This is a genomic window from Psychromonas sp. KJ10-2, assembly GCF_047323255.1.
Taxonomy (GTDB): Bacteria; Pseudomonadota; Gammaproteobacteria; order Enterobacterales; family Psychromonadaceae; genus Psychromonas.
The window spans coordinates 2,057,049-2,081,405 of the sequence record NZ_CP178827.1; the positions used below are offsets into that span (position 1 = coordinate 2,057,049).

At 38.4% G+C, this 24,357-nt stretch carries 20 protein-coding genes and 4 pseudogenes; 13 read left to right on the top strand and 11 right to left on the bottom strand.

Annotated elements, in window-relative coordinates; genetic code table 11:
• Positions 1-55: 55 nt before the first annotated feature.
• The 5 genes from ACLKL2_RS09925 to ACLKL2_RS09945 form a co-directional block, all read right to left on the bottom strand.
• On the bottom strand, positions 56-1,783 hold the full coding sequence (locus ACLKL2_RS09925; RefSeq protein ID WP_413691476.1) for an EAL domain-containing protein: 1,728 nt from the start codon (positions 1,781-1,783) through the stop codon (positions 56-58).
• Positions 1,784-1,902: 119 nt separating this feature from the next.
• Positions 1,903-2,586, bottom strand: a complete 684-nt coding sequence (locus ACLKL2_RS09930; protein ID WP_413691478.1) for a hypothetical protein — start codon at positions 2,584-2,586, stop codon at positions 1,903-1,905.
• A gap of 125 nt (positions 2,587-2,711) precedes the next feature.
• Positions 2,712-3,128 carry a response regulator gene (locus ACLKL2_RS09935; RefSeq protein WP_413691479.1) on the bottom strand — a complete coding sequence of 139 codons (417 nt, stop codon included), beginning with the start codon at positions 3,126-3,128 and terminating at the stop codon, positions 2,712-2,714.
• 28 nt (positions 3,129-3,156) lie between these two features.
• On the bottom strand, positions 3,157-3,465 hold the full coding sequence (locus ACLKL2_RS09940) for a sensor histidine kinase (protein WP_413691481.1): 309 nt from the start codon (positions 3,463-3,465) through the stop codon (positions 3,157-3,159).
• Positions 3,462-5,048, bottom strand: a complete 1,587-nt coding sequence (locus ACLKL2_RS09945) for a CHASE domain-containing protein (protein WP_413694296.1) — start codon at positions 5,046-5,048, stop codon at positions 3,462-3,464. The genes ACLKL2_RS09940 and ACLKL2_RS09945 overlap by 4 nt, the downstream gene beginning before the upstream one ends.
• Before the next feature lie 505 nt (positions 5,049-5,553).
• Here ACLKL2_RS09945 and hpxO point away from each other — a divergent pair.
• The 3 genes from hpxO to ACLKL2_RS09960 all read left to right on the top strand — a co-directional run bounded on the left by hpxO (position 5,554) and on the right by ACLKL2_RS09960 (position 7,564).
• Positions 5,554-6,708: an FAD-dependent urate hydroxylase HpxO gene (hpxO, locus tag ACLKL2_RS09950; protein ID WP_413691482.1), complete on the top strand. Its 1,155-nt coding sequence runs from the start codon at positions 5,554-5,556 to the stop codon at positions 6,706-6,708.
• Between the two features lie 222 nt (positions 6,709-6,930).
• On the top strand, positions 6,931-7,467 hold the full coding sequence (locus ACLKL2_RS09955) for a TetR family transcriptional regulator C-terminal domain-containing protein (protein ID WP_413691483.1): 537 nt from the start codon (positions 6,931-6,933) through the stop codon (positions 7,465-7,467).
• Positions 7,406-7,564: a TetR family transcriptional regulator C-terminal domain-containing protein gene (locus ACLKL2_RS09960; RefSeq protein WP_413691484.1), complete on the top strand. Its 159-nt coding sequence runs from the start codon at positions 7,406-7,408 to the stop codon at positions 7,562-7,564. Before ACLKL2_RS09955 ends, ACLKL2_RS09960 begins: the two co-directional genes overlap by 62 nt.
• Before the next feature lie 57 nt (positions 7,565-7,621).
• On the opposite strand, the gene ACLKL2_RS09965 is transcribed toward ACLKL2_RS09960, so the two are convergent.
• Together ACLKL2_RS09965 and ACLKL2_RS09970 are read right to left on the bottom strand one after the other, a co-directional pair.
• A complete protein-coding gene (locus ACLKL2_RS09965) occupies positions 7,622-8,692 on the bottom strand; it encodes an OmpA family protein (RefSeq protein ID WP_413691485.1) in 1,071 nt (356 codons plus the stop codon).
• Between the two features lie 656 nt (positions 8,693-9,348).
• Positions 9,349-10,868, bottom strand: a pseudogene (locus tag ACLKL2_RS09970) (GNAT family N-acetyltransferase).
• Between the two features lie 460 nt (positions 10,869-11,328).
• On the opposite strand from ACLKL2_RS09970, the gene ACLKL2_RS09975 reads away from it, so the two are divergent.
• The 8 genes and pseudogenes from ACLKL2_RS09975 (at position 11,329) to ACLKL2_RS10010 (ending at position 18,439) form a co-directional block, all read left to right on the top strand.
• Complete coding sequence (locus tag ACLKL2_RS09975) at positions 11,329-11,934, top strand: MurR/RpiR family transcriptional regulator (RefSeq protein WP_413691486.1); 606 nt, start codon at positions 11,329-11,331, stop codon at positions 11,932-11,934.
• Complete coding sequence (locus ACLKL2_RS09980; RefSeq protein ID WP_413691487.1) at positions 11,931-12,146, top strand: hypothetical protein; 216 nt, start codon at positions 11,931-11,933, stop codon at positions 12,144-12,146. Before ACLKL2_RS09975 ends, ACLKL2_RS09980 begins: the two co-directional genes overlap by 4 nt.
• 82 nt (positions 12,147-12,228) lie before the next feature.
• Positions 12,229-13,180, top strand: a pseudogene (locus tag ACLKL2_RS09985) (bile acid:sodium symporter family protein).
• 12 nt (positions 13,181-13,192) lie between these two features.
• A complete protein-coding gene (locus ACLKL2_RS09990; protein ID WP_413691488.1) occupies positions 13,193-14,119 on the top strand; it encodes an amidase family protein in 927 nt (308 codons plus the stop codon).
• 4 nt (positions 14,120-14,123) lie between these two features.
• Positions 14,124-14,390: a hypothetical protein gene (locus ACLKL2_RS09995; RefSeq protein WP_413691489.1), complete on the top strand. Its 267-nt coding sequence runs from the start codon at positions 14,124-14,126 to the stop codon at positions 14,388-14,390.
• Positions 14,390-15,967, top strand: a complete 1,578-nt coding sequence (locus ACLKL2_RS10000) for a gamma-glutamyltransferase family protein (protein ID WP_413691490.1) — start codon at positions 14,390-14,392, stop codon at positions 15,965-15,967. Before ACLKL2_RS09995 ends, ACLKL2_RS10000 begins: the two co-directional genes overlap by 1 nt.
• Positions 15,957-17,189, top strand: coding sequence for a pyridoxal-phosphate-dependent aminotransferase family protein (locus tag ACLKL2_RS10005; RefSeq protein WP_413691491.1), 1,233 nt, complete (start codon positions 15,957-15,959; stop codon positions 17,187-17,189). The genes ACLKL2_RS10000 and ACLKL2_RS10005 overlap by 11 nt, the downstream gene beginning before the upstream one ends.
• A gap of 17 nt (positions 17,190-17,206) precedes the next feature.
• Positions 17,207-18,439: an allantoate amidohydrolase gene (locus ACLKL2_RS10010; RefSeq protein WP_413691492.1), complete on the top strand. Its 1,233-nt coding sequence runs from the start codon at positions 17,207-17,209 to the stop codon at positions 18,437-18,439.
• Positions 18,440-18,504: 65 nt separating this feature from the next.
• On the opposite strand, the pseudogene puuE reads toward ACLKL2_RS10010, so the two are convergent.
• The 4 genes and pseudogenes from puuE to ACLKL2_RS10030 form a co-directional block, all read right to left on the bottom strand.
• Positions 18,505-19,433: pseudogene (gene puuE / locus ACLKL2_RS10015) on the bottom strand (allantoinase PuuE).
• Positions 19,430-20,191: an aspartate/glutamate racemase family protein gene (locus ACLKL2_RS10020; RefSeq protein WP_413691493.1), complete on the bottom strand. Its 762-nt coding sequence runs from the start codon at positions 20,189-20,191 to the stop codon at positions 19,430-19,432. The pseudogene puuE and the gene ACLKL2_RS10020 overlap by 4 nt, the downstream one beginning before the upstream one ends.
• 3 nt (positions 20,192-20,194) lie before the next feature.
• Complete coding sequence (locus tag ACLKL2_RS10025) at positions 20,195-20,743, bottom strand: GntR family transcriptional regulator (RefSeq protein ID WP_413694297.1); 549 nt, start codon at positions 20,741-20,743, stop codon at positions 20,195-20,197.
• A complete protein-coding gene (locus ACLKL2_RS10030) occupies positions 20,713-20,874 on the bottom strand; it encodes a hypothetical protein (protein WP_413691494.1) in 162 nt (53 codons plus the stop codon). The genes ACLKL2_RS10025 and ACLKL2_RS10030 overlap by 31 nt, the downstream gene beginning before the upstream one ends.
• 377 nt (positions 20,875-21,251) lie before the next feature.
• Between ACLKL2_RS10030 and ACLKL2_RS10035 the strand changes: the two are divergent.
• Positions 21,252-22,591 (top strand): annotated as a pseudogene (locus tag ACLKL2_RS10035) (NCS1 family nucleobase:cation symporter-1).
• A gap of 298 nt (positions 22,592-22,889) precedes the next feature.
• Positions 22,890-24,326 (top strand): uracil-xanthine permease family protein, encoded by a 1,437-nt coding sequence (locus ACLKL2_RS10040; RefSeq protein ID WP_413691496.1) that lies wholly within the window; start codon positions 22,890-22,892, stop codon positions 24,324-24,326.
• Positions 24,327-24,357: the final 31 nt, after the last annotated feature.

The window sequence follows — 24,357 nt, forward strand, 5'->3', positions numbered from 1 at the left end:
ATGTATATAAATTAATTATAACTAATTGTTAATACTAGACTTTACTATTAATTGTCTAACATTTCGATATCTTTATTTTTTTCAATAATTCACTCGCATGGACTTGAGTCAGCGGCTTATGAAAATAATACCCTTGATGGCATAAACAACCTTGCTCGACTAACCAATCCTTAGTTTGGATATCCTCAACCCCTTCTGCAACCAAACCTAGCCCCAACATTTTTCCTAACCCAATGATAGCGAGAACTATTTTTTCCGCTTCATTATCTCGTAAAATATCCATCACAAAGCTTTTATCTATCTTGAGATAGTTCAGTGGCATTTGACGTAATAGCCCTAATGAGGAATAACCAGTACCAAAATCATCAAGCGCAATTAAAAACCCTGCTTTTTTTAATTTTCTTAAGTTTTGCCCTGCAAGGGTAGGGTCCTGTATAAAAGCAGTTTCAGTGACTTCTAGAGTAAACCAGCTTGGATCGATTTTCTCTTTTTTAAACAATTCAATCATCGAGTCAGCAAACTCACTAAGATGTAATTGTTTAACCGATAAATTAATATTAATTTTTTGTGGGGAAACTAATAGCTGTTGTTGTATCCACAATTTAGCTTGGGCTATAACCTCAGCAAATAACCATTCAGAAAAAGCTTGAATGAGGCCATTTTCTTCCATGGTCAGGATAAAAGTATCTGGTCCGACCGGTCCTAAATCTAAGTTTGACCACCGAGCTAGGACCTCAAAACCCATTATATTGTTAGTGTTAGCGTGTATTAAAGGCTGAAAAACAAATGAGAAACCAGAGTGGTTAAGATTATTCAAATCAGCAGTTAAGTAATTTAATAATGATAAATCTTTTTCTAGCGCCGCCTCATAGAAACAAAACTGGTTTCTACCAGCTCCTTTTGCTTCGTATAACGCTAAATCCGCTTTTCTTAAAATATCACTCGGTTCAACATTATGTTCAGTAGCGATAGCAACTCCAACACTACAGGAAAGCACCATAGACTTGCCTTCTACCTTAAAGGGTAGGTTCACCGCGCTAACGATTTTATTCGCAATAGGCGCAATCACACTTTCAGTGGTTAAATCGGTAAAAATAATCGCAAATTCATCACCGCCTAATCGTGCAATTGAGTCTTCATCTCGAACCACTGATTTTAGCCGTTTAGCCACCTCTTGAATAACTAAATCGCCAACATGGTGCCCTAACGTATCATTAATGTTTTTAAACCTATCCAAGTCTAAAAACATCAAAGCACTAATGCCGTGTCGAGGAACCCGAGCAAGTGCTAATGTTAGTCTATCCGTAAAGAATGCACGATTAGACAACCCAGTTAAATGATCATAATTAGCCATTTTTTGTAATTTTTTTGAATGCGATCGCTCTGCTGATATATCCATCATGGTAAAAATAAAGCCCGTTACCTCAAAACGATCATTAAATAGCCCAACAACATTAATGGATGCCCATAGCTTTCTCCCTGCCATTGAAATTAACTCAAGTTCACCTTTAAAGTTATTAGCATGGGAAATGGCATGTATGATTGCTAATAGTAACTCATTAGTATCAATATTTTTGATCGCAGACAACCAACCTCGTTGTAGTGACTGTTCTTCGCTTTGTCCAGTATATTTAGCCCATGTTTGATTTACATATGAACACTTAAAATCTTTGTCGGTTTGTAATATCGCCATAGGAACAACACTTGTTAGTGCATTAAAACGTTGCACACTGGCATTATAAATATCTTGGTTAACGCTCACTTCCGTTTTTTCATTGATCATTAACCCAAAACAATGACTATTTAAAAAGTTAACATCAAACAAGTGAATATCGACAAAAACTGTCTGGTGTTCACTTAACACAAGTTCAATATCAGACCACTGCTGTTTCTCTAAATGCCCTAAAAAAAGAATTTACTAATAGACGTCAACAATCGAAAAGCAATGCTTGGCAAAGTTCTATTGATTAATTTTTCAATAGAGGGCCAGCCACGTTCGAGGTTAGCATTGAACAAACTTTGTGCAGAAGAGTTAGAAAGCAACACTTTAAACTCATCATTAAAAAGAAAAGCAGGATGAAATGTGTTTTTTAGTAACGACTCTAGAAGATGTTGGCTATGTTTATCTGGATTATTAGTAAGTTTGTTCTCAACAGGCGGAGTAGAGGATGATTTTAAACGTTGTTTTTGGTTTTTCAGTAATGTAATAGTCGCTAATAAAAAAGGGGTGACATCAATGACATCTTTAGAACGTACTGACAACTCTATATTAACGAGTACGATAATCGCGTAAATGTTATCGCCTTCACCTATTGGGATATAGCGTAAGTTATCAATATACTTATTATCCAATAAACCATCACTCACTTGCTCTATTTTTTTCATAAAAGTAGGGGTTGCCATGCAATCTTTATCTAAAAAGTAGTCAGTAAGGTCTTTGGTTAACTCATTTTTAATGGGCTCAAATAGCATGTCGGGTGCAATCACTATACGAGATTCTAGACTAATGTTATGCATACCTAGTTCATTAGCAACCAAAAAACCTAGGGCATAATCAGATTGATTAATCCTAGCGAGTTTTTCCACACAATGTTCCAATATATAATTATTGGATTTCGTAATTTGCTGTAATTTCAACAAAACCTCTTTTTAGCTTAATGTTAGTTATTAAAAAGAGCCTTATTATGTAAAAGCTCATTTTTTAATTATCGCTACTTTGGCAACATCACTACACGCCAATAACAATCCAATAACTTAATCACCTTATCGAACCCAGCTTTTACATCTGATTTAACAATATACCCAGCTATATTCTCATTATAAGCCGCCACGACATCTTGATCTGCTGAGGAGGTGGTTAATACAAAGATAATTGAATCTCTTAACTTACTATCTTGACGTATCTCCTTAAGAAATTCTACCCCCATGATTGGCATATTTAAATCTAATAAAATCAGATAAGGGCGTGGTAAAGTACTTGTATCTCGTAATATTGCTAATGCATCAAGCCCATTTTTTGCTCTAATAATAGGATTAGCAAATTTTAACTTTTTAAAGCCTCGTTCTACTGCTTTAGCATCAATATCATCATCTTCAACCAATAAGATACTTACTTCACTATAATCCATAAAAATTCGTCCTGTGTTTATATAAGGGTTACTTATCGATAACTTGTTTAGGCCAAGTAAAGTAAAAGGTGCAGCCTTCTCCCTCTTGAGACTGAATATTTACTTCTCCGTTATAGTACTCAACTATTTTTTTAATTAAAGCCAAGCCCATACCACTTCCTTCTGTTTCATCACGTGGTTTAAGCGTTTTAAACATTTTAAAAATTTCTTCCTGATATTTTTTTGAAATGCCTGGTCCATCATCTTCAACACTAAATTGATAAAACTCACCCAAATCTTCACAGCGAACGTTAATCGTTCCTTGCTTCTGGTGGTGATGTTTAATCGCATTGCTCAATAAGTTTCTAACGACTTGTTCAAAAGGCGCTCTAAATGATGAAAAACAGGCATTTCACCATCACAGATCAAAGTAAAACTATTAAGAGGTGAAACTAAGACAAAAAGTTCATTTATAACAACTTTACTATCAATCATAGAGAGGCTATCAGAGCGATGGTTAACTTGAGAATATTCCAATAAATCATTAAGTAAACTTTCTAAGCGACCAATTCTACTTCTCATCATCTTAAGGTGTTCTGGGATCTCCTCTAACTCTCCCTCTTCGATATCTTCTATCACCCAAGTGGCTAACTGATCGATACCACGTAATGGAGCTTTCAAATCATGCGATGCAACATAAGCAAACTCATCTAGCTCTTTATTGGATCTAGATAACTCTACTGCACGCGATTGAGCTTCCATTTTAGCTTGTTCAGCTTCGGTCATTAACCTTGAAAGTAGGCCTCTTTGCTTTTCTAATATTTCAACATTTTCTTTCAGTTGTGAATTTTTATCTGCTAAAGATTGGGTTCTTTGATCAACTTTTTCCTCTAACCTGCTATTTTGAGTTTGTAATTCTTCACTTAGGAGACTGATATTTTTAGCGCGGACAATAGAGACTAGTAAACTATAAATGGCAATGCCCAATAATAAGCTAATAACAATACCACCAGCAAGAATCCATTTAATCACAGAAGGAGACTCGATACTCTCTAACAGCGCAGTATTTAAGGTAACATGTAACTGCCATTGACGTTCTGGAACAGCTAGATCAAAGCTTAAGGTGTTAGAAGTAATATCAGAGCCATAAAGCAAATCAATTTTATTCTCTTCAATATCTAATAGGGTCAGTTGTAACCCTTTCATGTCAGCATATCTTTCAGCATTTTCCATCAAAACATTGATTTTAAACACACCAGTTACATAACCACGCAAGGCGTTGATACGCTCTGCTACAGAATCTGTTGCTAAGCCTTTGTTGTAAACAGGCGCAATAATTAATGCCCCCGTTAAATTTTTCGCTTGCTGCACCAAATTTATTTTCCCTGTCGTTGCCATCTTGCCACTATTACGAGCGAGCTCCAGTGTTTTACGACGGGTATCATTACTGCTTAAGTCAAAACCCAATGCTTTTTTATTTAATTGGATAGAGCTAAAGTAAGTCACCGGTGTATATTCATCTTTATCTGGACTGATAATTAATTGGTTATTTTCATCTCTTTTTACAATATTAAAAGTAGGATGTTCTCTTCTTAGACGCGCTAAGTATTCCTCCTTTTCATCCGCTTTAATTAAAGGGACCCAACTTAAGGCTTGGATATAGTTACGACTTTTAATATCTAAAATATCCATGTAACGATTGAATTCAACTTGCGATAACTCTTCTCTCTCCACACTATAAAAGGCTTGCAAACCACGCAGCTCATTAAGGGACTTATCTATTGAGTCTTGAAGATAAATGGAAACTTGTTTTGCAGTGTTCTCAATTTTTAAAGAGTTTTCAGATTTTAATTGATTCGCTACTTTCAAAGAAACAGAGTAAGTACTTAAAACACCGATCAAGCTGACGACTACAGCCACCACAAACGATTTAATAGACATCTTTTTCAATTAAAAATCCTTTTATAAGGGAGAGGGAATTAACGCATAAACATAAGAGGAAAGTAATACCAACGTCACCTCAAAAGTAAGTTCCACTTGGTTAATCAATTAAAAGTATAGCACTAAAAATTATACCTATTTTATAGTATAAGTTTATTTTCACCTAAGTTTTAAATACACATATCACAAATTTATAAAGCATTAGCTGATACGGAGCCTATAAAAAGCGTGCTTGTTTGAGTTCTACTAATCACCCTGTTTAACTATTATCAAAGCGCACAAATATAGCGCAAACCGCACTATATTGAGGCAAAAATCCCTAAGAATACCACAACCAAAAACTAACCACTTGGTAAGTAAATGGTTTAGAACAACTTACTAATTGGCATGAGCGTTGCAGTACTTATTATATCGACAGCCTGATAAGGCATTTTAAATAGCCAAATATGGTAATTACTCAGTATTAATCGTTGACGATAGCAACGCATTGACAAAGGGAAATAAGATGAAAGCATTAATAATAGGTGCAGGAATTGGCGGCGTTTCAGCTGCTGTATCATTAAAAAAACAAGGTATTGAGTGTGAAATATTTGAAGCTGTAAAAGAGATCAAGCCAGTAGGCGCTGCTATCTCTGTTTGGTCAAATGGTGTGAAATGTATGAATCACCTCGGCATGGGGCATATTATGGACAAACTCGGTGGGCCAATGCTAAATATGGCTTACCAAGATGGTAAAACGGCTGAAGTACTCACTCAGTTTAGTCTAGCTCCGTTAATTGAAGCAGTAGGTGAACGTCCATGCCCAGTTTCTCGTGCAGATTTGCAATCAATGATGATCGATTACTGGGGCAAAGAAAAAATACAATTCGATAAACGTATTGAGCGCATCGCACAAGATGAGAAAGGTGTTAGCGCTTACTTCACTGATGGTAGCTTAGCACATGGTGATTTTATGATTGCTGCCGACGGTGCAAACTCTGTCGCACGCTCTTTTGTATTAGGACGTAAGGTAGAGCGTCGCTATGCAGGTTATGTTAACTGGAATGGTTTAATTGACACAGACCCATCAATCGCTCCCATTGATCAATGGACAACCTTTGTAGGAGATGGAAAACGTATTTCGTTAATGCCAATCTCCGATAATCGCTTCTATTTCTTTTTTGATGTTCCTTTACCTTCAGGTTTACCACAAGATCGTAGCACAGTAACTGAAGATCTAACTCGATATTTCACCGATTGGGCTGAGCCAATACAAAAATTGATTAAAGCAATTGATCCATCCACCACCAATCGCGTTGAGATCCATGATGCCGATCCATTCACAACCTATGTTGATAGACGTATTGCGCTATTAGGCGACTCTGCGCATCCTACTACACCAGATATTGGTCAAGGTGGTTGCTCGGCAATGGAAGATGCTGTGGTACTTGGGCAAGCCTTCTCAGCAACAAAAGATATCCATGCTGCTTTATCTGATTATGAATCTCAACGTAATCAACGTGCGAAAGGTTTAGTATTAAAAGCACGTAAACGTTGTGAAGTGACTCATGGTGAAGATATGCAAATAACTCAAGACTGGTATAAAGAACTTAAGCAAGAGACTGGTGATAATATTATGGCAGGTCTCAAGGAAACCATTATAGGTGGTCCGCTAGGTTAAACGATTACGATCAAAACCAGCCTCAACAAGCATTTACTTTATCTAACGGCAATGATTAACAATCAATTATTGTCGTTATGTAAAACCTCTCATATTTACTCCAATTAATCGACGCTTTTAACTTACTTGAATTAATAAGTAAGCATAAGCAGTTGTAGAACAAATATAATATAATCAAACGGATATTGGTCGTTCACATCTACTCATTTAAAAAGGAAAACAATGAGGAAAAGTAATAAAGGCAGAATAAGAGCTGAAAAGACACAAATAATATTACAAGCCGCTGAAATAGAGTTTGTTAAACACGGATATAGAGGCACAAGTATTCAAGCGATATCTGATGCTGCTGGTGTACCTAAAGCGAACCTTTTATATTATTTTTCAAGTAAAGAAAATCTTTATGCCGCCCTACTAAAAAATATAATCTCAATTTGGAATCAAGCGTTTACCGAGATCACTGAGCAGGATGATCCTAAAAAAACATTAGAGAACTACATTCACAGTAAAGTCCAGCAAGCTATTCAGTACCCTAATGCCTCAAAAATATTTGCTACTGAAATAATTCAAGGCGCACCTAACCTTAAAGAGTATTTACAATTAGAAACAAGAACATGGTTAAAGAACAGCTGTAAAATAATAGAGAGCTGGATTGCACAAGGCAAGATGAAAAAAGTTGATCCTGAAAAAGTTAATCTTTTTGATTTGGTCAAGCACACAGCACTATGCGACCTACCAAGCAGAACTGTTAATAATTACTGATAAAAAGCAATATCAGCAAAAGGATATCGCTGAAATTAGTGAGTTTTTATGCGCTATGGTGTTATCCGGCTGTGGCTTAAGCGACCACACTAATTAGCAGGCAAAAAAAGCCCTCTACAAGAGAGGGCTTCAATAACATAATGACTAAGTCAAATTAACGTTCAACAGCAACTTTACGTGTTTCGTTAATGTTGATTTCGATACGACGGTTCATTTTATGAGCGTCAGCAGTGTTGCTTGTATCGATTAGGTTTGTTTCACCGTGACCAACTGGAGTTACACGAGATGAAGCAATACCAAACTCAGATGTTAATAGTTCAGCAACGGCAGTAGCTCGTTTTTCTGATAACTGTTGGTTGTAGCTCGCTTTACCTACTACAGAAGTGTAACCATCAACAGTGATGTCTACGTGTGGGTACTGCTTAAGGAAAGTCGCAACGTCAGCAAGCTCTGAGTAGTACTCTGGTTTAACAACCGCTTTATTGTTGTCGAAGTTAACTGCTAGACGGTAAGACAATCTTTCTTGTTCAAATACAGTACAACCTACTTCGTCTACTTTATCTGTCGTCGGTGTAGCAGGACATTGGTCAACACCATCTGCAACGCCATCTTTATCTGTATCAACAACTACTGGAGCAGGTGCTACGTATGGTGCTGGCTCAGGCTCAACAGCAACAACTTTATCGTTAGTGCTAAAGAAATAAACTAAACCAACTTGTGCGATAGCATCTGTTTGTTTATCTTCGAATTGGTAATTTGCTTTACCTTCTAAGTAACCAGCAAACTGGTCAGTAAAGTATTGACGGTAACCAAGACCGGCATTAACTGCAGCTTCCGTATCTGTATTAAAATCAAACGCGTTAACACCACCAAGTACGTAGATGTTTTGCTCTGTTGGGAAGTAAAGCGCATCTAAGTTATATTTATTAATACCTTGAATGTTATCGCCTTCATGAAGTTCAGCAGCGAAACGAGTGTAAGATAAACGAAGCTCTACAGGTGCAGATAAACGGTAACCTAATTCAACACCAAGACCACCAGAACGTGTAAATTGATTATCTGAAGGATCTAAACGGTCATTATCAGCTTTCATGTATGCACCATGAATACCACCGTAGTAGTTACCTACTAAAGTATCTGCATCTGGTTGGTCTGCAGCATTAACCGCGCTGAATTGAGTAAGTAAAAGCGTGCTAACAAGAAGAGAGGTTTTATGTTTCATCATTTCTATATCCATTTGATTAGTTAATTGTCCGATAAAGCATTTAAATAGTTAATTAAATGTGATTATAAGCACAACAAAAAAATAAAAAATTTAACAAAAAATATCATGTTGTATAATTCTTTGCAAATTAATATCTGGGAAGGTTAAGCGAATAACGCTTCTCAAAGATTCTTTAAAACTATTCCATATGTTTTAATATTCTACAGGGTCTATTAAAGAATGCCCTTTTATAAAATAAAAAATATATTAATAAAACAACACAAAACCAACCTAATATAGGTAATAAATATCATCTATTTTCGCCAAAAAACTGAATGATAAACAAAAACATAACTGTTAGCTAAGCACTGTTTTACGAGAACAACCTATTATAAAAGTAAAGTCTTTAAAGTCATAATACTTTATATAATATTTGAACGACTTTGAGTAATATAAAAAACTAACCCAGAAAAGATACGTACCAACATACCAGTTAGATCACTAATACCTTAAAAATAAACATATACGTAATTAACTTCTATATTTCATCAAAACATAACGACCTTTTTTGTTAGCCTTTATGATCGTTTGCTGAAATAAAGTATAAAATAAATCAGTCCATAAGCCAGTTATGAACTGATTTATACGCGTCTGTTAATAATAAGCAGTCTAATGACTTAACGTTTTTCTAAATTAAATAGGTCGGTACGCCTATCTTTCAAGTTTTTGACACTACCAAACTGATGGAGTTCCCTTAATAAATAAAGATCTACATCTGCAATTAAAATCATTTCTGTATTTGGTGTCGCTTCTGCCTTGATACCATTAGCAGGAAAAGCGAAGTCACATGGCGTGAATACGGCTGATTGAGCATACTGAATATCCATATTATGTACTTTAGGTAAATTCCCCACTCCACCAGCAATAGCAACATAACACTCATTCTCAATAGCACGGGCTTGAGAGCAAGCTCTCACACGAGAGTATCCGTTTTGCGTATCCGTTAAAAATGGCACAAATAGAATATCCATCCCTTCATCGGCTAATATTCGGCTTAATTCCGGAAACTCTGAGTCATAACAAACTAATATCCCGATTTTACCGCAGTCGGTATCAAAGGCTTTAAGCTGATGCCCCCTTCCATACCCCATACTTTTGTTTCATCAGGTGTTACATGCAGTTTTTCAAAGCGCTCTTTAGTCCCATCTCGACGACATAAGTAGCCCACATTATAAAGTCGATCATCAACAATCTCAGGCATACTGCCGGTAATAATATTAATATTGTAACTAATGGCTAAGTCAGTAAATTTCTGCACAATCGTTTCAGTATACTTCGCCAACTCGCGAATCGCCTGAGGCTCACTAATATGATTATTTTCAGCCATTAACGGCGCATTAAAAAATTCAGGGAATAATGCAAAATCAGAATGATAACTAGCAACGGCATCAACAAAGTACTCTGCTTGCTCCATCAACTCATCAAAGTCTTTATAAGGACGCATTTGCCATTGAATTAATCCAAGACGCACTAACTTTTTAGTTGGAATGGTTTGTTTATTTGGTTTCTCATAATAAATATTGCTCCATTTCAACAATACCGCGTAATCATTGGAACCTTTGTCCCCTTCTAAGTAACCCTTAATAATTCTGGCAGGATAAAAATCATTAGAAATCTGGAAGTTTAATACTGGATCATGGATCTCTTTACGTTTTACTTTCTCAATGTATTCTTTCGGTGAAATCTGTTCAGAATACTTATGATAGTTAGGGATACGTCCACCAAAAGTGATGCCTTTCAAGTTTGCTCTTTCACATAACTCTTTTCGGTAATCATATAAACGCCTACCTAATCTTAATCCTCTAAACTCAGGTTTAATAAACACATCAACACCGTATAAAGTATCACCATAACTACGATGAGTATTAAAAGTATCGTTTCCAGTGATTTCGTTATAAGTATGGCTATCATCAAAGGCCGCATAATCGACCTTGATCGACAGAGCGCATCCGGCAATCTGTTCATTCACTTTTATAACAACTTGCCCTTCAGGAAACTTATCAATTAAAAATTTAATTTGATGCTCTTCTCGGTAGGGATCATCTAATGTGGTATAAGCTTCAATCATAATTTGTTTAAGCTCTTGATAATCATCAAGGCTTAATAGTGACAATTCAATATTTTCTATATTTTGCATCGTAAGACCTACTTGAATATAAATACTTAATTCGAATTTGCTCAACTGACATATGCAGTGAATATAAAAACGCCATGAAGAGCACTTATTTTATAACTTAAATCGACAGATAAACTTCAATATACTATTGAAATACATTAATAAACACACCTTATATAGCCTCTCTTCAAAAATCATAATAGCGCTCAAATAACCGCCATATATTGCCCTTAAACAGTGCAACGATTGCACCAGATTAAGAGGTATTGATAACTATTTATTTATTTTTTAAGCGCGAAGAAACTAAGTTAATGTTTTAAAAGATCTTTTAAAACGCCGCATCAAATGGCACAATCGTTGCAATATAAATAAAAATGGTTCGATCGTTTCATACAATATTTCGTATAAATATCGAAATAAAATGTTCGCAGCCCCACAAACGGAAGCATTAACACGCTTTCTTGCAGCTGTAAGGTAATCAATGACAAACAATAACCACTCTCTCACAGATCGTATTAATCGCCATTACGCTGAGTTAACAGCGAATAGTCGTCGCTTAGCCGATTACTTGCTACTTAACCCAGAAAAAGTATTGATTATGTCTACTAATGAAATAGCGGAATCTTGCGCAGTCTCAAAGACCAGTGTAAGCCGTTTTATCAGACGTTTAGGTTATGCAGACCATTTATCTTTGCGTAATGAGTTATTAGAAGTGCGAGAAAGTGGTGAGCCTGTTTTGACAGCGATTCAAGAGGATTGTGATTTTCATCAAGATATCCAAGGACTACAACAACTAAAAAAGCAGTTAGAAAGTACCTCTTTACAACCTATTACAACACTACTTGCCACAGCCCCGCGCATAAAAGTAATTGGCTACCGCAATAGTTATCCATTAGCCATGCATTTTCGCCAGCAACTGATGCAATGCAGAGGACATGTAGAACTATTACCAGTCCCTGGGCAGACAATAGGGGAAGATTTAGCGTCTATCGATGAAGATGACTTCGTGGTCATAATCGGCATTCGTCGTCGAGTAAAAAATTCTCTAAATTACTTGAACAATTACAGCACAATAAAGTGCTATTGATCACAGATCAATCCGGACAAAAATACGCCGAACAAGCAACGCACCTTTTAGTGTGCCACATGAATAACGAAACACCCCTAGATAGCTATGCTGTACCGAGTAGTTTAATCGCTCATCTAGTGAATAATACTTACCAACTTTTAAAAGGAAACGCTACTAAAGTAAGCAGTAAAATAAGTGCCAATTACGCTAATCTCAATGAATTAGAGTAATTAATAACATGATAAAAACAAGGTCGTTAAAATTAATATGAATATTATAAATAAGCTTAAAAAAGAATGGTTTTTAGTTGGTATGGTGATCGCGATAGCACTCGCGACAGTCAGTGCCGATATTGGTAAAAGTGGGGGCGTTATTCATCTCGACAAACTGACAGGAATCGGTGTCGCGATTGTCTTCTTTCTACATGGTTTAGGGTTATCACCTGCTGCTATTAAGGCCGGAATAAGTAACTGGCGCATGCACATCTACATTCAGGTGGCGACCTTTGTTGCTTACCCTTTATTGTGGGTCGTATTCGGAGATCTATTCTTAGCGTACATGCCAGCGGCACTCGCTTTTGGTTTTTGTTATCTGTTTGTTTTACCAAGTACTATCTCTTCTTCAGTGGCTATGACTAGTGTGGGTAAAGGTAATGTCCGGGGCTATTTTTAATGCGTCATTATCAAGCATATTAGGCATCTTTATTACCCCACTTTTAATTCAATTATTTATGGGATTTGAAGGGGTTGAACTGGACTTAATGGCGTCTATTATTTCCATCTCAAAACTGTTGCTTCTCCCTATGATTTTAGGTCAGTTAGCACGTCCACTATTATTGAAGTTTGCCGAGAGACATAAAGCCGTTGTTAATAAAGTCGATAAATATGTGATTTTATTAATTGTGTATAACGCCTTCTGTAACTCAATTGTTAATGGTATTTGGAGTTCATTCTCACTAGAAATGCTCATCACTTCATTTGTGCTATGTGTCGCTATCTTGCTGATCATGGTTCACCTGATTCAGTGGGGTGCGCGTCGTAGCCAGTTTGCCTTAGCCGATGAAGTGGCCGCCGTTTTTTGTGGTACTAAAAAAACCTTAGCAGCAGGTATTCCGATGGCCACCGTTATCTTTGGCAGTGACCCTAAGCTTGGCATGATCCTATTGCCAATCATGCTGTATCACCCAATTCAGATTTTTTACTGTGCCATTTTAGCCAGTCGTTATGCCGCACAAGCTGAACCAGCAACTAACTCCTCACTGTAGAAGGATCTGGACATGAGTAACAACATAACAAGAGATAGTAGCGTTTATTGCCTACAAGGCCCTGAATTTCTAGCCGCTACCACACAAGGGAAGTTAACCGGTAAAAGCTTCGTATTTAAAGATCTATTTGATGTTGCTGGTTATGTTACCGGAGCTGGTAACCCAGCTTGGTTAAGTAGCCATGACAAAGCAGCTAAAACATCACCTTTAATCGACAAGCTGTTAGCACAGGGAGCTGATTGTGTTGGTCGCGTTCAGACCGATGAGCTTGCTTATAGCTTAAATGGACAAAATATTCACTACGGCACTCCGACTAATCCGGCTGCGCCAAACTGTCTGCCTGGTGGTTCATCTAGTGGCAGCGCAGTAGCTGTAGCAAGTAAACATGCAGACTTTTCCATTGGCACTGACACAGGTGGCTCTGTGCGCGTACCTGCAAGTTACTGTGGATTATTTGGATTACGTCCAACGCTGGGTAAGTTGGATTTAAGCAACGCATTTACTTTATCAACAAGCTTTGATACTGCCGGGATTTTCAGTCGAGATTTATCACTGCTACAAGCAGTATTTAAAACACTTTCAGAAGATAGCAACACAGGACAAGTAGCTTCTCATATTTTCCTCGATGACACCTTAGCTAAGTCACTCAGTGAAGAGCGTTTAAATAGATTACAAGCTTGGTGTAAAAAATCGTCTATTAAGTTACTCAGCTGTAATTTGTTAACTGAATTAGCCATCACACTGGATGACTTGAGCCTATTATTTCGTACCATTCAAGGTTATGAAATCATTCAAGAACACAACCAATGGTTAACCCAATACGGTGAGTCCTTAGATCCTTCTATCATGTTACGTGTTGAGTGGGCTCGTACCATCACCACAGAAGAATATAAGCAAGCGAAAGTAACAACAACAAGATTTCACTACAAAAGTGACTGATTATTTGCAGCAACTGAATGGGCTACTTGTACTACCGACAACTCCTTCAGGTGCTCCTTCTTTAACCCTTACTGGTGAAAAATTGGCTGATTATCGCTCGCAATTAATGGGATTAACCAGTATTGCAGGTTTAAGCGGTTTACCACAATTGCACTTGCCAATGGCAGGTTTAGAAGAAGGCCCTTGTGGTTTCTCATTAATGGGCTTAGCCAATACAGAAACGGACTTAATCACAACTGGTTTACAGTTAGCACAAGGAGAAGTGAACTGATGACTTATCAAACCTCTTTTACCGCTCCTCATCATAAAGCAGCAGCAGCTGGACAAGCAATACTCGACGCAGGCGGAACAGCCAGCGAAGCTATGGTTGCTGCAGCAGCAATGGTGTCAGTGCAATACCCGCACATGAACAGTATCGGCGGTGACGGTTTCTGGTTAATCAGTAAAGCCGGCGAGAAACCTGTTGCCATTGATGCCTGTGGTGCAGCCGCTGTTAATATTGATGTTGATAGTTATCGTCAACAAGCTGATGAGCTCCCAGAGAGCGGTGGTTCAGCAGCGCTAACCATGGCTGGCACTATCTCTGGTTGGCAAACTGCCTTAAAGCTGAACGGCGGTAATTTCCCACTGAGTAGATTATTACAACCTGCAATTGATGCAGCACAACAAGGCATCGAAGTAACACAAAGTCTAGTGGATGCCAGTGAAAAAACACTGGGGAGACTACAGCAACTAGAAACCTTTGCAGCAACTTATTTAAAGCAAGGTAAGACTTTAAAAATCGGTGATATGATTACCAATCCAGCTTTAGCTAACACTTTTAAACACTTAGCAGATGCCGGCTTAGAAGACTTTTATCGCGGTCAATTAGCTGAACAAATGGCAGCAGACTTAAAAGCAGCAGGTAGTCCAATCACCTTAGTCGATTTTAATCAACATCAAGCTAAAGTGATAACACCTTTAACCACGGATATTTCAAAAGGACATTTATACAATTTAGATGCCCCAACACAAGGCTTAGCCTCTTTATTGATTTTAGCCATATACGACCGATTAGCAGATAAAATTAGTAGCGAAGTTGAACATATTCATTTGCTAGTTGAAGCAACAAAACAAGCTTTTATTATTCGTGACCAGAAAATTACCGACCCAGATTGCTTAAATCAACCATTACAAGATTGGTTAAAAGACTCAGTGATCGATCAATGTGTTAATAACATCGCTTTAGACAAAGCATTACCTTGGCCACACATAGCAAAACCAGGTGATACCGTCTGGATGGGTGCCTGTGATCAATACGGCACTATGGTCAGCTTTATACAAAGTATTTACTGGGAATTTGGTTCAGGTGTTGTCTTACCTAACTCAGGTATTACTTGGAACATCCGAGGCAAAAGTTTCACCCTAGACGCTAATCACCATAATGTGTTAGCCCAGGGTAAAAAGCCTTTTCATACCCTGAATCCTGCCTATGCAGAATTGCATGATGGTAGACGTATTGTCTATGGCTCGATGGGTGGTGAAGGCCAACCACAAACGCAAGCTTGCCTCTTTAGCCGTTACCTTTATCAGGGTAAAAGTCTATCCAGTGCCGTGGCGAAACCACGTTGGCTATTAGGCAGGACTTGGGGCGATACAACCAACAATCTACGTTTAGAAAACCAACTTTATAAGCAATATGGCGCAACACTCAAAGCCTTAGGGCATGACGTTACAGCCGTTGCCGATAACAATGAATTAATGGGGCACGCTGGTGCCATTATGCTCGATAAACACGGTAAAGCGCAGGCGACTAGCGATCCGCGCAGTGATGGGCAAAGCTTACTTGGAGACAATCATGACAACTAACACTTTATTTGAAACGCTAAATCCACCTGTTCGTCTATTAATGGGGCCAGGTCCAATCAATGCCTACCCACGTGTGCATCAAGCGATTTCATCAGCATTAATTGGTCAATACGATCCAGTGATGACAGGTTACATGAACCAGGTGCAATCGTTATACCGAGACGTATTTGAAACACAAAATAAACAGACAATGTTAGTCGATGGTACTGCACGCGCAGGCATCGAAGCAGTATTAGTGTCAGTACTTCAACCAGGCGATAAGGTACTGATACCAGTAATGGGGCGTTTTGGCCATCTATTGTGTGAAATTGCGCAACGTGTTGGCGCCGTGGTTAAAACCATTGATATCGAGTGGGGTGAAGTGTGCCCGCCAGAATTAGTAGAAAAAGCGATTAAAGAGTTTGGCCCTAAAATGCTAGCAACGGTACAAGGTGACACATCAACGACCATGAACCAACCATTAGCAGAAATCGGTGAGATTTGTGATCGTTATGATGTGTTGTTTTATTGTGATGCTACCGCTTCAATCGCCGGTAATGAACTGAAAATAGATGAGTGGAAATTAGATGCAGTATCAGCAGGGTTACAAAAATGTCTAGGTGGTCCATCAGGTAGCGCACCTATCACACTAAGTGATAAATGTGCAGAGGTGATCACACGACGCAAGCATATTGAAGCAGGTATCCGCGCAGACCATCATACAGCAGGCAGTGATGCCATTATCCAGTCTAACTATTTCGACCTAGCCATGATAATGGACTACTGGGGACCAGAGCGTTTAAACCACCACACTGAAGCGACCAGCATGTTATATGCGGCTCGCGAATGTGCACGCATCTTCTTAGAAGAAGGCAGTGGCAATGTTGTTGCTCGTCATAAGCAAGCAGGTGATGCAATGGCAAAAGGTTTACAAGCAATGGGATTAACCTTGTTTGGTAACCAAGCTTACAAAATGAATAATGTAGTAGGCGTTTACATTCCTGAAGGGTTAGACGGCGATAAAGTACGTCAAGAATTACTCCTCTGCTTTGGTATTGAAATCGGCACTTCATTTGGTCCGTTACACGGTAAAATTTGGCGTATCGGTACCATGGGCTTTAACGCAAGACAAGAGTGTGTGCTCACTACGCTTGCAGCATTGGAGTCTGTATTACTCAAACATAAAGTGAAAATTAATCCAGGCCAAGCAGTCACCACGGCTATGCAATACTTTAGCGTCTAACGGTAGTAGGAGCATTTATGTCAATAAACAATACTCAGCAAAGTGCTGCAAAAATCATGCAATGGGCAGATAAGTTAGCCAGCTTTAGTGCGATGCCTGACGGTTTATTAAGAGCTTACTTAACGCCTGAGCATAAGTTAGCGCATCAACAACTAGCAGAGTGGATGGAGCAAGCAGGCCTAACCACTTGGGAAGACAGTGTGGGGAATCAATGGGGACGTAAAGTCTCCCCTAACCCAACCATGCCAACTCTCTTAATCGGTTCACACAGTGATACCGTAGCAAATGCGGGTAAATATGACGGTAACCTTGGTGTATTACTCGCACTGGAAGCCATGTATCAACTACAGGGTGAAACATTACCCTTCCACGTTGATATTGTGGCTTTTGCCGATGAAGAAGGTACACGATTTAACACAACATTAATTGGCTCAAGTGCTGTTGCAGGTTGTTTCCAATCTGATTGGTTAGCAATTGAAGATGCACAAGGTATCAGCATGGCGCAAGCAATGCGTGACTTTGGTTTAGACCCTGAACTAGCAGGTAAAGACCAAAAAAATACAGAGGATACATTGGCGTATTTAGAAGTGCATATTGAACAAGGCCCTGTACTAGAAGATCAAGATTTACCCGTTGGTGTGGTGACCGGTATCGCTGGTGCAAAACGTTACCAATTTAAGCTTAAAGGAATGGCAGGACATGCTGGTACAGTGCCGTTAGCACTTCGTAAAGATGCTATGTCAGGTGCAGCTCAAATGATTTCGCATATTGAACAGTTTGCCTTTGAGAACCAAATTGTAGCGACTGTAGGGCGTTGTGATGTATTTCCATCAGCAGTGAACGTTATTGCTGGCGAAGTACACTTTACCGTCGATATTCGTAGTCAGTCTCAGTCAACTTTAGAGCGTTGCTGTGAACAGCTGTTGAAAGACTTAGCGCATATTTCTGAACAGCGTCAATTACAACTCAGCCATGAAAAGCTCTATCAAGCAGAAGCAGTATTATGTGATGACACCTTGCAAAAACAATGGGGTGAAATCGTCCAGCAACATACTCAAAAAACACCGTGCTTCCTTGCGAGTGGTGCAGGACATGATGCCATGGTAATGACAAACATTACTAATATCGCGATGTTATTTGTACGTTGTGAAAAAGGGATTAGCCATAATCCAAGAGAGCAAGTGATTGAATCCGATGTTGTAGTCGCTTTGGACTGTTTAACAGATATGATCAAAAAACTTGCGGGATAACAAATAGAGTCCATTATAAAAAAGGCGCTTAAATAAACTAGCGCCTTTTTTATTGATAGTGAAAATTATTCAGGGCAAGGATGATTCTCTATCCAATGCTTGGCGATTTCATCACGACGCGCAATCCACACATCATCATGAGATTGAACATAATCTAAGAATTTTTTCAATGCCACAAAACGACCAGGTTTACCAATCACACGACAATGTAAACCAATCGACATCATTTTTGGTTTCTCATTACCTTCTGCATATAAACAGTCAAAACTATCTTTTAGATATTGAAAGAACTCTTCCCCATGACTAAAGCCGTATGGTGATGAGAAACGCATATCATTATTATCAAGTGTATAAGGGATCACTAAATGAGGACGTGTTTTACCTGCTTCTGAACTAGGTACTTGCATCCAAAAGGGTAAATCATCGCCGTAATAATCAGAGTCATAAAGCAAACCTTGTTGTTCAGCCACTAACCCACGAGTGTTTGGTGAATCGCGACCTGTATACCACCCCATTGGGCGGTTCCCGGTTAAATTTTCTATAATGTCTAACGCCTTCACCATATGCTCTCGCTCTTCTTCGATAGACATATGCTGGTAATGAATCCACTTTAAACCATGGCAGGCAATCTCATGCCCATCTTCGATAATGGCTTGTGTAACGTCTGGGTTACGTTGTAATGCAGTGGCAATACCAAAAATAGTTAGGGGTAAATTGCGCGCTTTAAACTCATTTAAAATACGCCATACACCGGCCCTTGAGCCATATTCATATAAAGATTCCATGCTCATATGACGTTCAGGATAAGCTTCTGCACCAGCAATTTCAGATAGAAACGTTTCTGAGTGGGTATCACCATGTAATACGCAGTTTTCCCTCCTTCTTCAAAATTTAAAACAAATTGCACCGCAATTTTTGCTTTATTCGGCCAATTTGCATCGGGCACATCATGCCTACCGTAACCTCTATAATCACGAGGATTATCTTTACTCATATGTAACGCTCCTTTGTTATATTTTTATTACTATTCCAGTGTTGATAACGCCCATCAAAGGCTTTCTCTAAAGGTGAACCATACTGCCCTATCTTGCAGGTCTTTAATCCTAATTGGTGTAATGATTCCGCTAACTTAACGGCTGCACAAACACCATCAATGATTGGCACCTTAAGATCTGCTGACAGTTTCTCAGTTAAATCAGACATACCCGCACAGCCTAATACTAATGCCTCTGCACCATCTTCAAATAAGGCTCTTTCACATTCTGCTTTTAATTCACGATAAACATCATCGGCGACATTTTCAAGATCTAATACAGCAATATCCGTGGCTCTCACACCACTGCATAAATGTTGATAACCGTAACGCTGCAGCAAATGTTCACTGGCTGGTAAAGTACGTGTCATGGTTGTTACTACACCAAATCGATAAGCCACTAAACTAGCGAGCTGAAAAGCAGCACCAGCTATGCCAATCACAGGCACGGTGGCAATCTCTCTAGCCGCATCTAAAGCGGGGTCACCAAAACAGGCGATGATATGTGCATCAACTTGATTCTCCTCTCCCTGTTTAATAACATCTAACAAAGCCGCTGAGGCAATCACCTCATCAAAAGCACTTTCAATGCTTTCGGGGCCATGTGTTGGCATAGATGCAATAATATCAGTACTGGACAGTGCAGCTGATCGTGCAGAAGCGGCTATTTTCTCTGTCATACCGATACAGGTATTAGGGTTAATTAAGTTGATTTTCATTGATCACTCCGAATTAGCAAACAGTTGTTGAAAATTGATTTTTTGGCCGTCGCTTACACCTAATTTCAAAGATGACTTAATATGAATTAAGTGTTGTTTCATCCAATCCTGCGCCTGGTTATTTTGTTCATTATCCATTAACTCAATCAACTCTAAATGGTCACCGCAATCACAGCTCACACTATGGCGAGAGCCAAAAACTGCAATGATTAATGATGAGCGATAACATAGCTGTTGAATAAAGTCAGCCATCACAGAGTTATCTGATAATGCAGCTAACTCATAATGAAACTGCGCAGTTAATTGAATTAACGCAGCCTGATCTTCATTTGCTTCAGCTTGTTTCTCTTCCTTGAGCATAGCGCGAAAATATTTGGAATTAGCTTTAGACCAATATTTCATTATTTCAGGGATTAATAATGGCTCTAGCATGATGCGACTATCTAAGATCTCTTGTGCTTCTTGTTCACTAGGACGATTTACATGTGCTCCTTTATTAGGCTCAATGGTGACAATTCGCTCTAAGGCCAAACGCTGTAGTACTTTTCGAATACTGGTGCGACTTCGACCAAAGGCTTCTGATAACTTATCTTCAGGTAATCGTGCCCTGGTGGTAATTGATGCTCAACAATCGACTTCAATATTTTTTTATAGATGGCTTCATCACTCAACATTTTATTCACTACTAATCCCTCTTATTTATTGTATACAACAAAACCCAATCAAATGTATACAACTTTATTTATATCCTTACTTAATATTATCCTTGAAAGAGAGGATTTCAAGTGAGCTAACGCACCAAAATGATCACATTTGTTTAAATAAAGTGCAAAAAAGTCTTTATTTCACTGAGATAAAATCGATTAAAGTACTTAATAGGCTGTATTCCTTGAATATTTCAATATTGGATCAGTAATTGCTAACAAACATTGTATACAATAAATAAACATCGGAGGTTAGCATGTCAGATAAATTAGCAATTAGTCCACGCCTTAGTAATGAGGATCTATTACCAGAGAAACAACAAAAGTGGGGATGGTACAGTATCTTTGCTTTTTGGATGTCGGATGTACATAGTGTCGGAGGATATGTATTCGCAGCGAGTTTATTTGCGCTGGGATTAAATGGTATTCAAGTATTTATCAGCTTATTGGTAGGTATTTCTATTGTTTTGTTATTTGCCAACTTGATGGGGAAACCAGGACAAAAATGTGGTGCCCCTTTCCTGTGGTGGCACGTATGTCATTTGGCGTATTTGGTGCAAATATTCCAGCGGTCATTCGAGGCTTGATTGCCGTGGTGTGGTACGGAATTCAAACTTACCTTGCTTCTAGTGCATTTATTATTTTGATTCTGTACTTTTTCCCTAGTGCAGAAAGCTTAGCTAACAGTGAATTCCTCGGGTTATCCTACTTAGGCTGGGTTGGCTTTACATCGATGTGGATCTTACAAGCCATTATCTTTATGTTCGGTATGGATATGATACGTAAGGTGATTGACTGGTCAGGTCCGGCAATCTATATCGCCATGTTTGCATTATGTGTTTACTTAGTTAACTTAGCAGGCTGGGAAAATATTAGCTTTAACCTGAGCTCTGAAGAGTTGGTTGGCTGGGATGCTATTATTCAAATGTTTATTGCGGCCTGTTTAGTAGCAGGTTATTTTGCAGGTCCGACATTAAATTTTAGTGATTTCTCTCGGTATTGCACCAGTTATAATCAATTAAAAATCGGTAATGTCTTAGGTTTACCCGTTAACTTCATTATCTTCTCTCTATTTAGTGTCTTGATTGTATCAGCATCTATTCCTGTGTTTGGCGAAATGATTACTGACCCGGTTGAAACAGTAAAAAGACTGGATTCAGGAATGATCACTATTCTTGGCGCATTAACCTTTATCTTCGCCACTGTGGGCATCAATATTGTTGCTAACTTTGTTGCTCCCGCCTTCGATTTTTCTAATGTATCACCACAAAAAATTAGCTTTAAAACAGGTGGGTTTATTGCGGCATTTGGGTCTGTTCTATTAACGCCTTGGAACTTGTTTAATAATCCAGAAGTCATCCATTACACCGTTGATGTATTAGCCGCAATGATTGGCCCGTTATATGGGATTATTATTGTTGATTATTACTTCATCAAGAAAGGTCATATTGATATCGACTCTTTGTATACCGAATCGCCTAGCGGTATCTATTGGTATCAAAATGGGGTTAATATGAAGAGTGTTTGCGCATTAGTCATTGCAGGTCTGATCGCTGTCTATGCGACTTTCTTTATTGATGGTTTAGCTAACTATGCGATCTTTATTGGTGGATTTATTGCTGCTATTACCTATAGAACATTAATGTCTAAAGAGCGTACTAGTACACAGCAAATGCAAGCTGGTTTAGTTAAGTAAGCAGTTATTTTATTCGACATAATAAGCAAAGCTCGCATAACGCGGCTTTGCTTATTCCTCACCTACCAAACCTTCCCCCTGATTTACCGCTACATTGTATTGATAACTCGCCCATTTAAAGTGCAAGTACTGCACTAATAACGCCTCTGTTTTAAATTCATCTTTTATTAATATACTTTAAATGTTCATTAAACTTATGTTTTATATATGGATTTCTCTTTTAAATAATAATGGCACGATCGTTGCAAAAATATAAACAATCGTCACGATCGTTCCAAAAATTCAATAAGGAAGTCCCATGAGTGAAGAGTCAGAGCTAATTTATAAACTCGATGATAACCCTTCAAATAAAGAATCTTTTTTTGCAGCAATACAGCATGTATTAGCGAGTTTTATCGGCATTATTACACCAACGCTAATTATTGGTGGTGTATTAGGTTTAGGAGAGGAAATCCCTTACCTTATTTCAATGGCTTTAATGGTGTCCGGTGTTGGCACTATCATACAAGCCAAACGACCAATGGGCATTGGTGCAGGGATGATTTGTGTTCAAGGCACTAGCTTTGCTTTTTTAAGCTCAGTATTAGCAGCAGGTTTCATTGCTAAAGCGAATGGAGGTGGTCCAGACCAAATCCTATCACTTATTTTTGGTGTGTGTGTATTAGGTGCTTTTGTAGAAATAGCCGTCAGTCAATTTTTAGATAAATTAAAGCGAGTCATTACGCCGGTTGTAACAGGTACTGTTATTACTGTTATTGGTATTAGTTTAATCAAAGTAGGCTTCACCGACTTAGCCGGTGGTCAGTGGTTACTCACTAACAAACCAGAGTTATTTGCTAGTTTTGATAACCTATTTTTGGGCGGCCTAGTGATGGCTTCAATTATTACAGCTCATAAATACGGTAATCAATGGGTACGATTATCATCGATTATTATCGGCATGATCATCGGTATGATTGCAGCAATATTAATGGGTAAAGTTAATTTCAGCGCCATTAATCAAGTGGAATCTATCATCAGCTTACCTGTTCCTTTTAAATATGGTTTCTCTTTTGATATTGCCGCTTTTATCCCAATCGCTTTAATCTACTTAATTACAGCCATTGAAACATCAGGTGATATCACTGCAAACTGTATGGTTTCGAAGCAACCAATTGCAGGTAAGTCATATATAAAACGTATTCAACAAGGTATTTTAGGCGATGGTGTTAATTCATTAATTGCTGGATTATTTAATACCTTCCCTAACACAACGTTCAGTCAAAACAACGGTGTTATTCAATTAACAGGTATTGCAAGTCGTTACATAGGTGTATGGATTGGTGGTATTTTAATCGTCATGGGCTTATTCCCACACATTGGCGCCCTATTTCGTGCAGTACCAAACTCGGTATTAGGTGGCGCAACTATCATTATGTTTGCCACTGTTGCAACAGCCGGTGTGAAAATTTTAACTCACGTTGAATTAAACAGAAAAAATATGCTGACCTTAGCCGTTTCATTTGGCATGGGCCTAGGCGTGTTACTAGTACCAGAAGTGGTCAACACCGTATCTGCAAATATTGGTGGTGATTTAGGTGCGATTGTTAAAAGTATCTTTGGTTCACCTATCACGGCTAGTGGTTTAAGCGTCATCGTATTAACACTATTTTTAGGCGAGTACCCTGAAGAGTACAACCCTATTATTCAAGATTTCCCACTGGATGAGGAACATTCAGAGAAAGTTAAAAGCTAGCGTTTCATTCATCAAGTGCTTTATGGCTTAA

Coding starts and splice junctions, on each gene's coding strand:
- ACLKL2_RS09925 (WP_413691476.1), bottom strand. CDS start 1,783: ATGATCAATGAAAAAACGGAAGTGAGCGTTAACCAAGATATTTATAAT.
- ACLKL2_RS09935 (WP_413691479.1), bottom strand. CDS start 3,128: ATGGATTATAGTGAAGTAAGTATCTTATTGGTTGAAGATGATGATATT.
- ACLKL2_RS09945 (WP_413694296.1), bottom strand. CDS start 5,048: ATGTCTATTAAATCGTTTGTGGTGGCTGTAGTCGTCAGCTTGATCGGT.
- hpxO (WP_413691482.1), top strand. CDS start 5,554: ATGAAAGCATTAATAATAGGTGCAGGAATTGGCGGCGTTTCAGCTGCT.
- ACLKL2_RS09955 (WP_413691483.1), top strand. CDS start 6,931: ATGAGGAAAAGTAATAAAGGCAGAATAAGAGCTGAAAAGACACAAATA.
- ACLKL2_RS09965 (WP_413691485.1), bottom strand. CDS start 8,692: ATGATGAAACATAAAACCTCTCTTCTTGTTAGCACGCTTTTACTTACT.
- ACLKL2_RS09975 (WP_413691486.1), top strand. CDS start 11,329: ATGACAAACAATAACCACTCTCTCACAGATCGTATTAATCGCCATTAC.
- ACLKL2_RS09990 (WP_413691488.1), top strand. CDS start 13,193: ATGAGTAACAACATAACAAGAGATAGTAGCGTTTATTGCCTACAAGGC.
- ACLKL2_RS10000 (WP_413691490.1), top strand. CDS start 14,390: ATGACTTATCAAACCTCTTTTACCGCTCCTCATCATAAAGCAGCAGCA.
- ACLKL2_RS10005 (WP_413691491.1), top strand. CDS start 15,957: ATGACAACTAACACTTTATTTGAAACGCTAAATCCACCTGTTCGTCTA.
- ACLKL2_RS10010 (WP_413691492.1), top strand. CDS start 17,207: ATGTCAATAAACAATACTCAGCAAAGTGCTGCAAAAATCATGCAATGG.
- ACLKL2_RS10020 (WP_413691493.1), bottom strand. CDS start 20,191: ATGAAAATCAACTTAATTAACCCTAATACCTGTATCGGTATGACAGAG.
- ACLKL2_RS10040 (WP_413691496.1), top strand. CDS start 22,890: ATGAGTGAAGAGTCAGAGCTAATTTATAAACTCGATGATAACCCTTCA.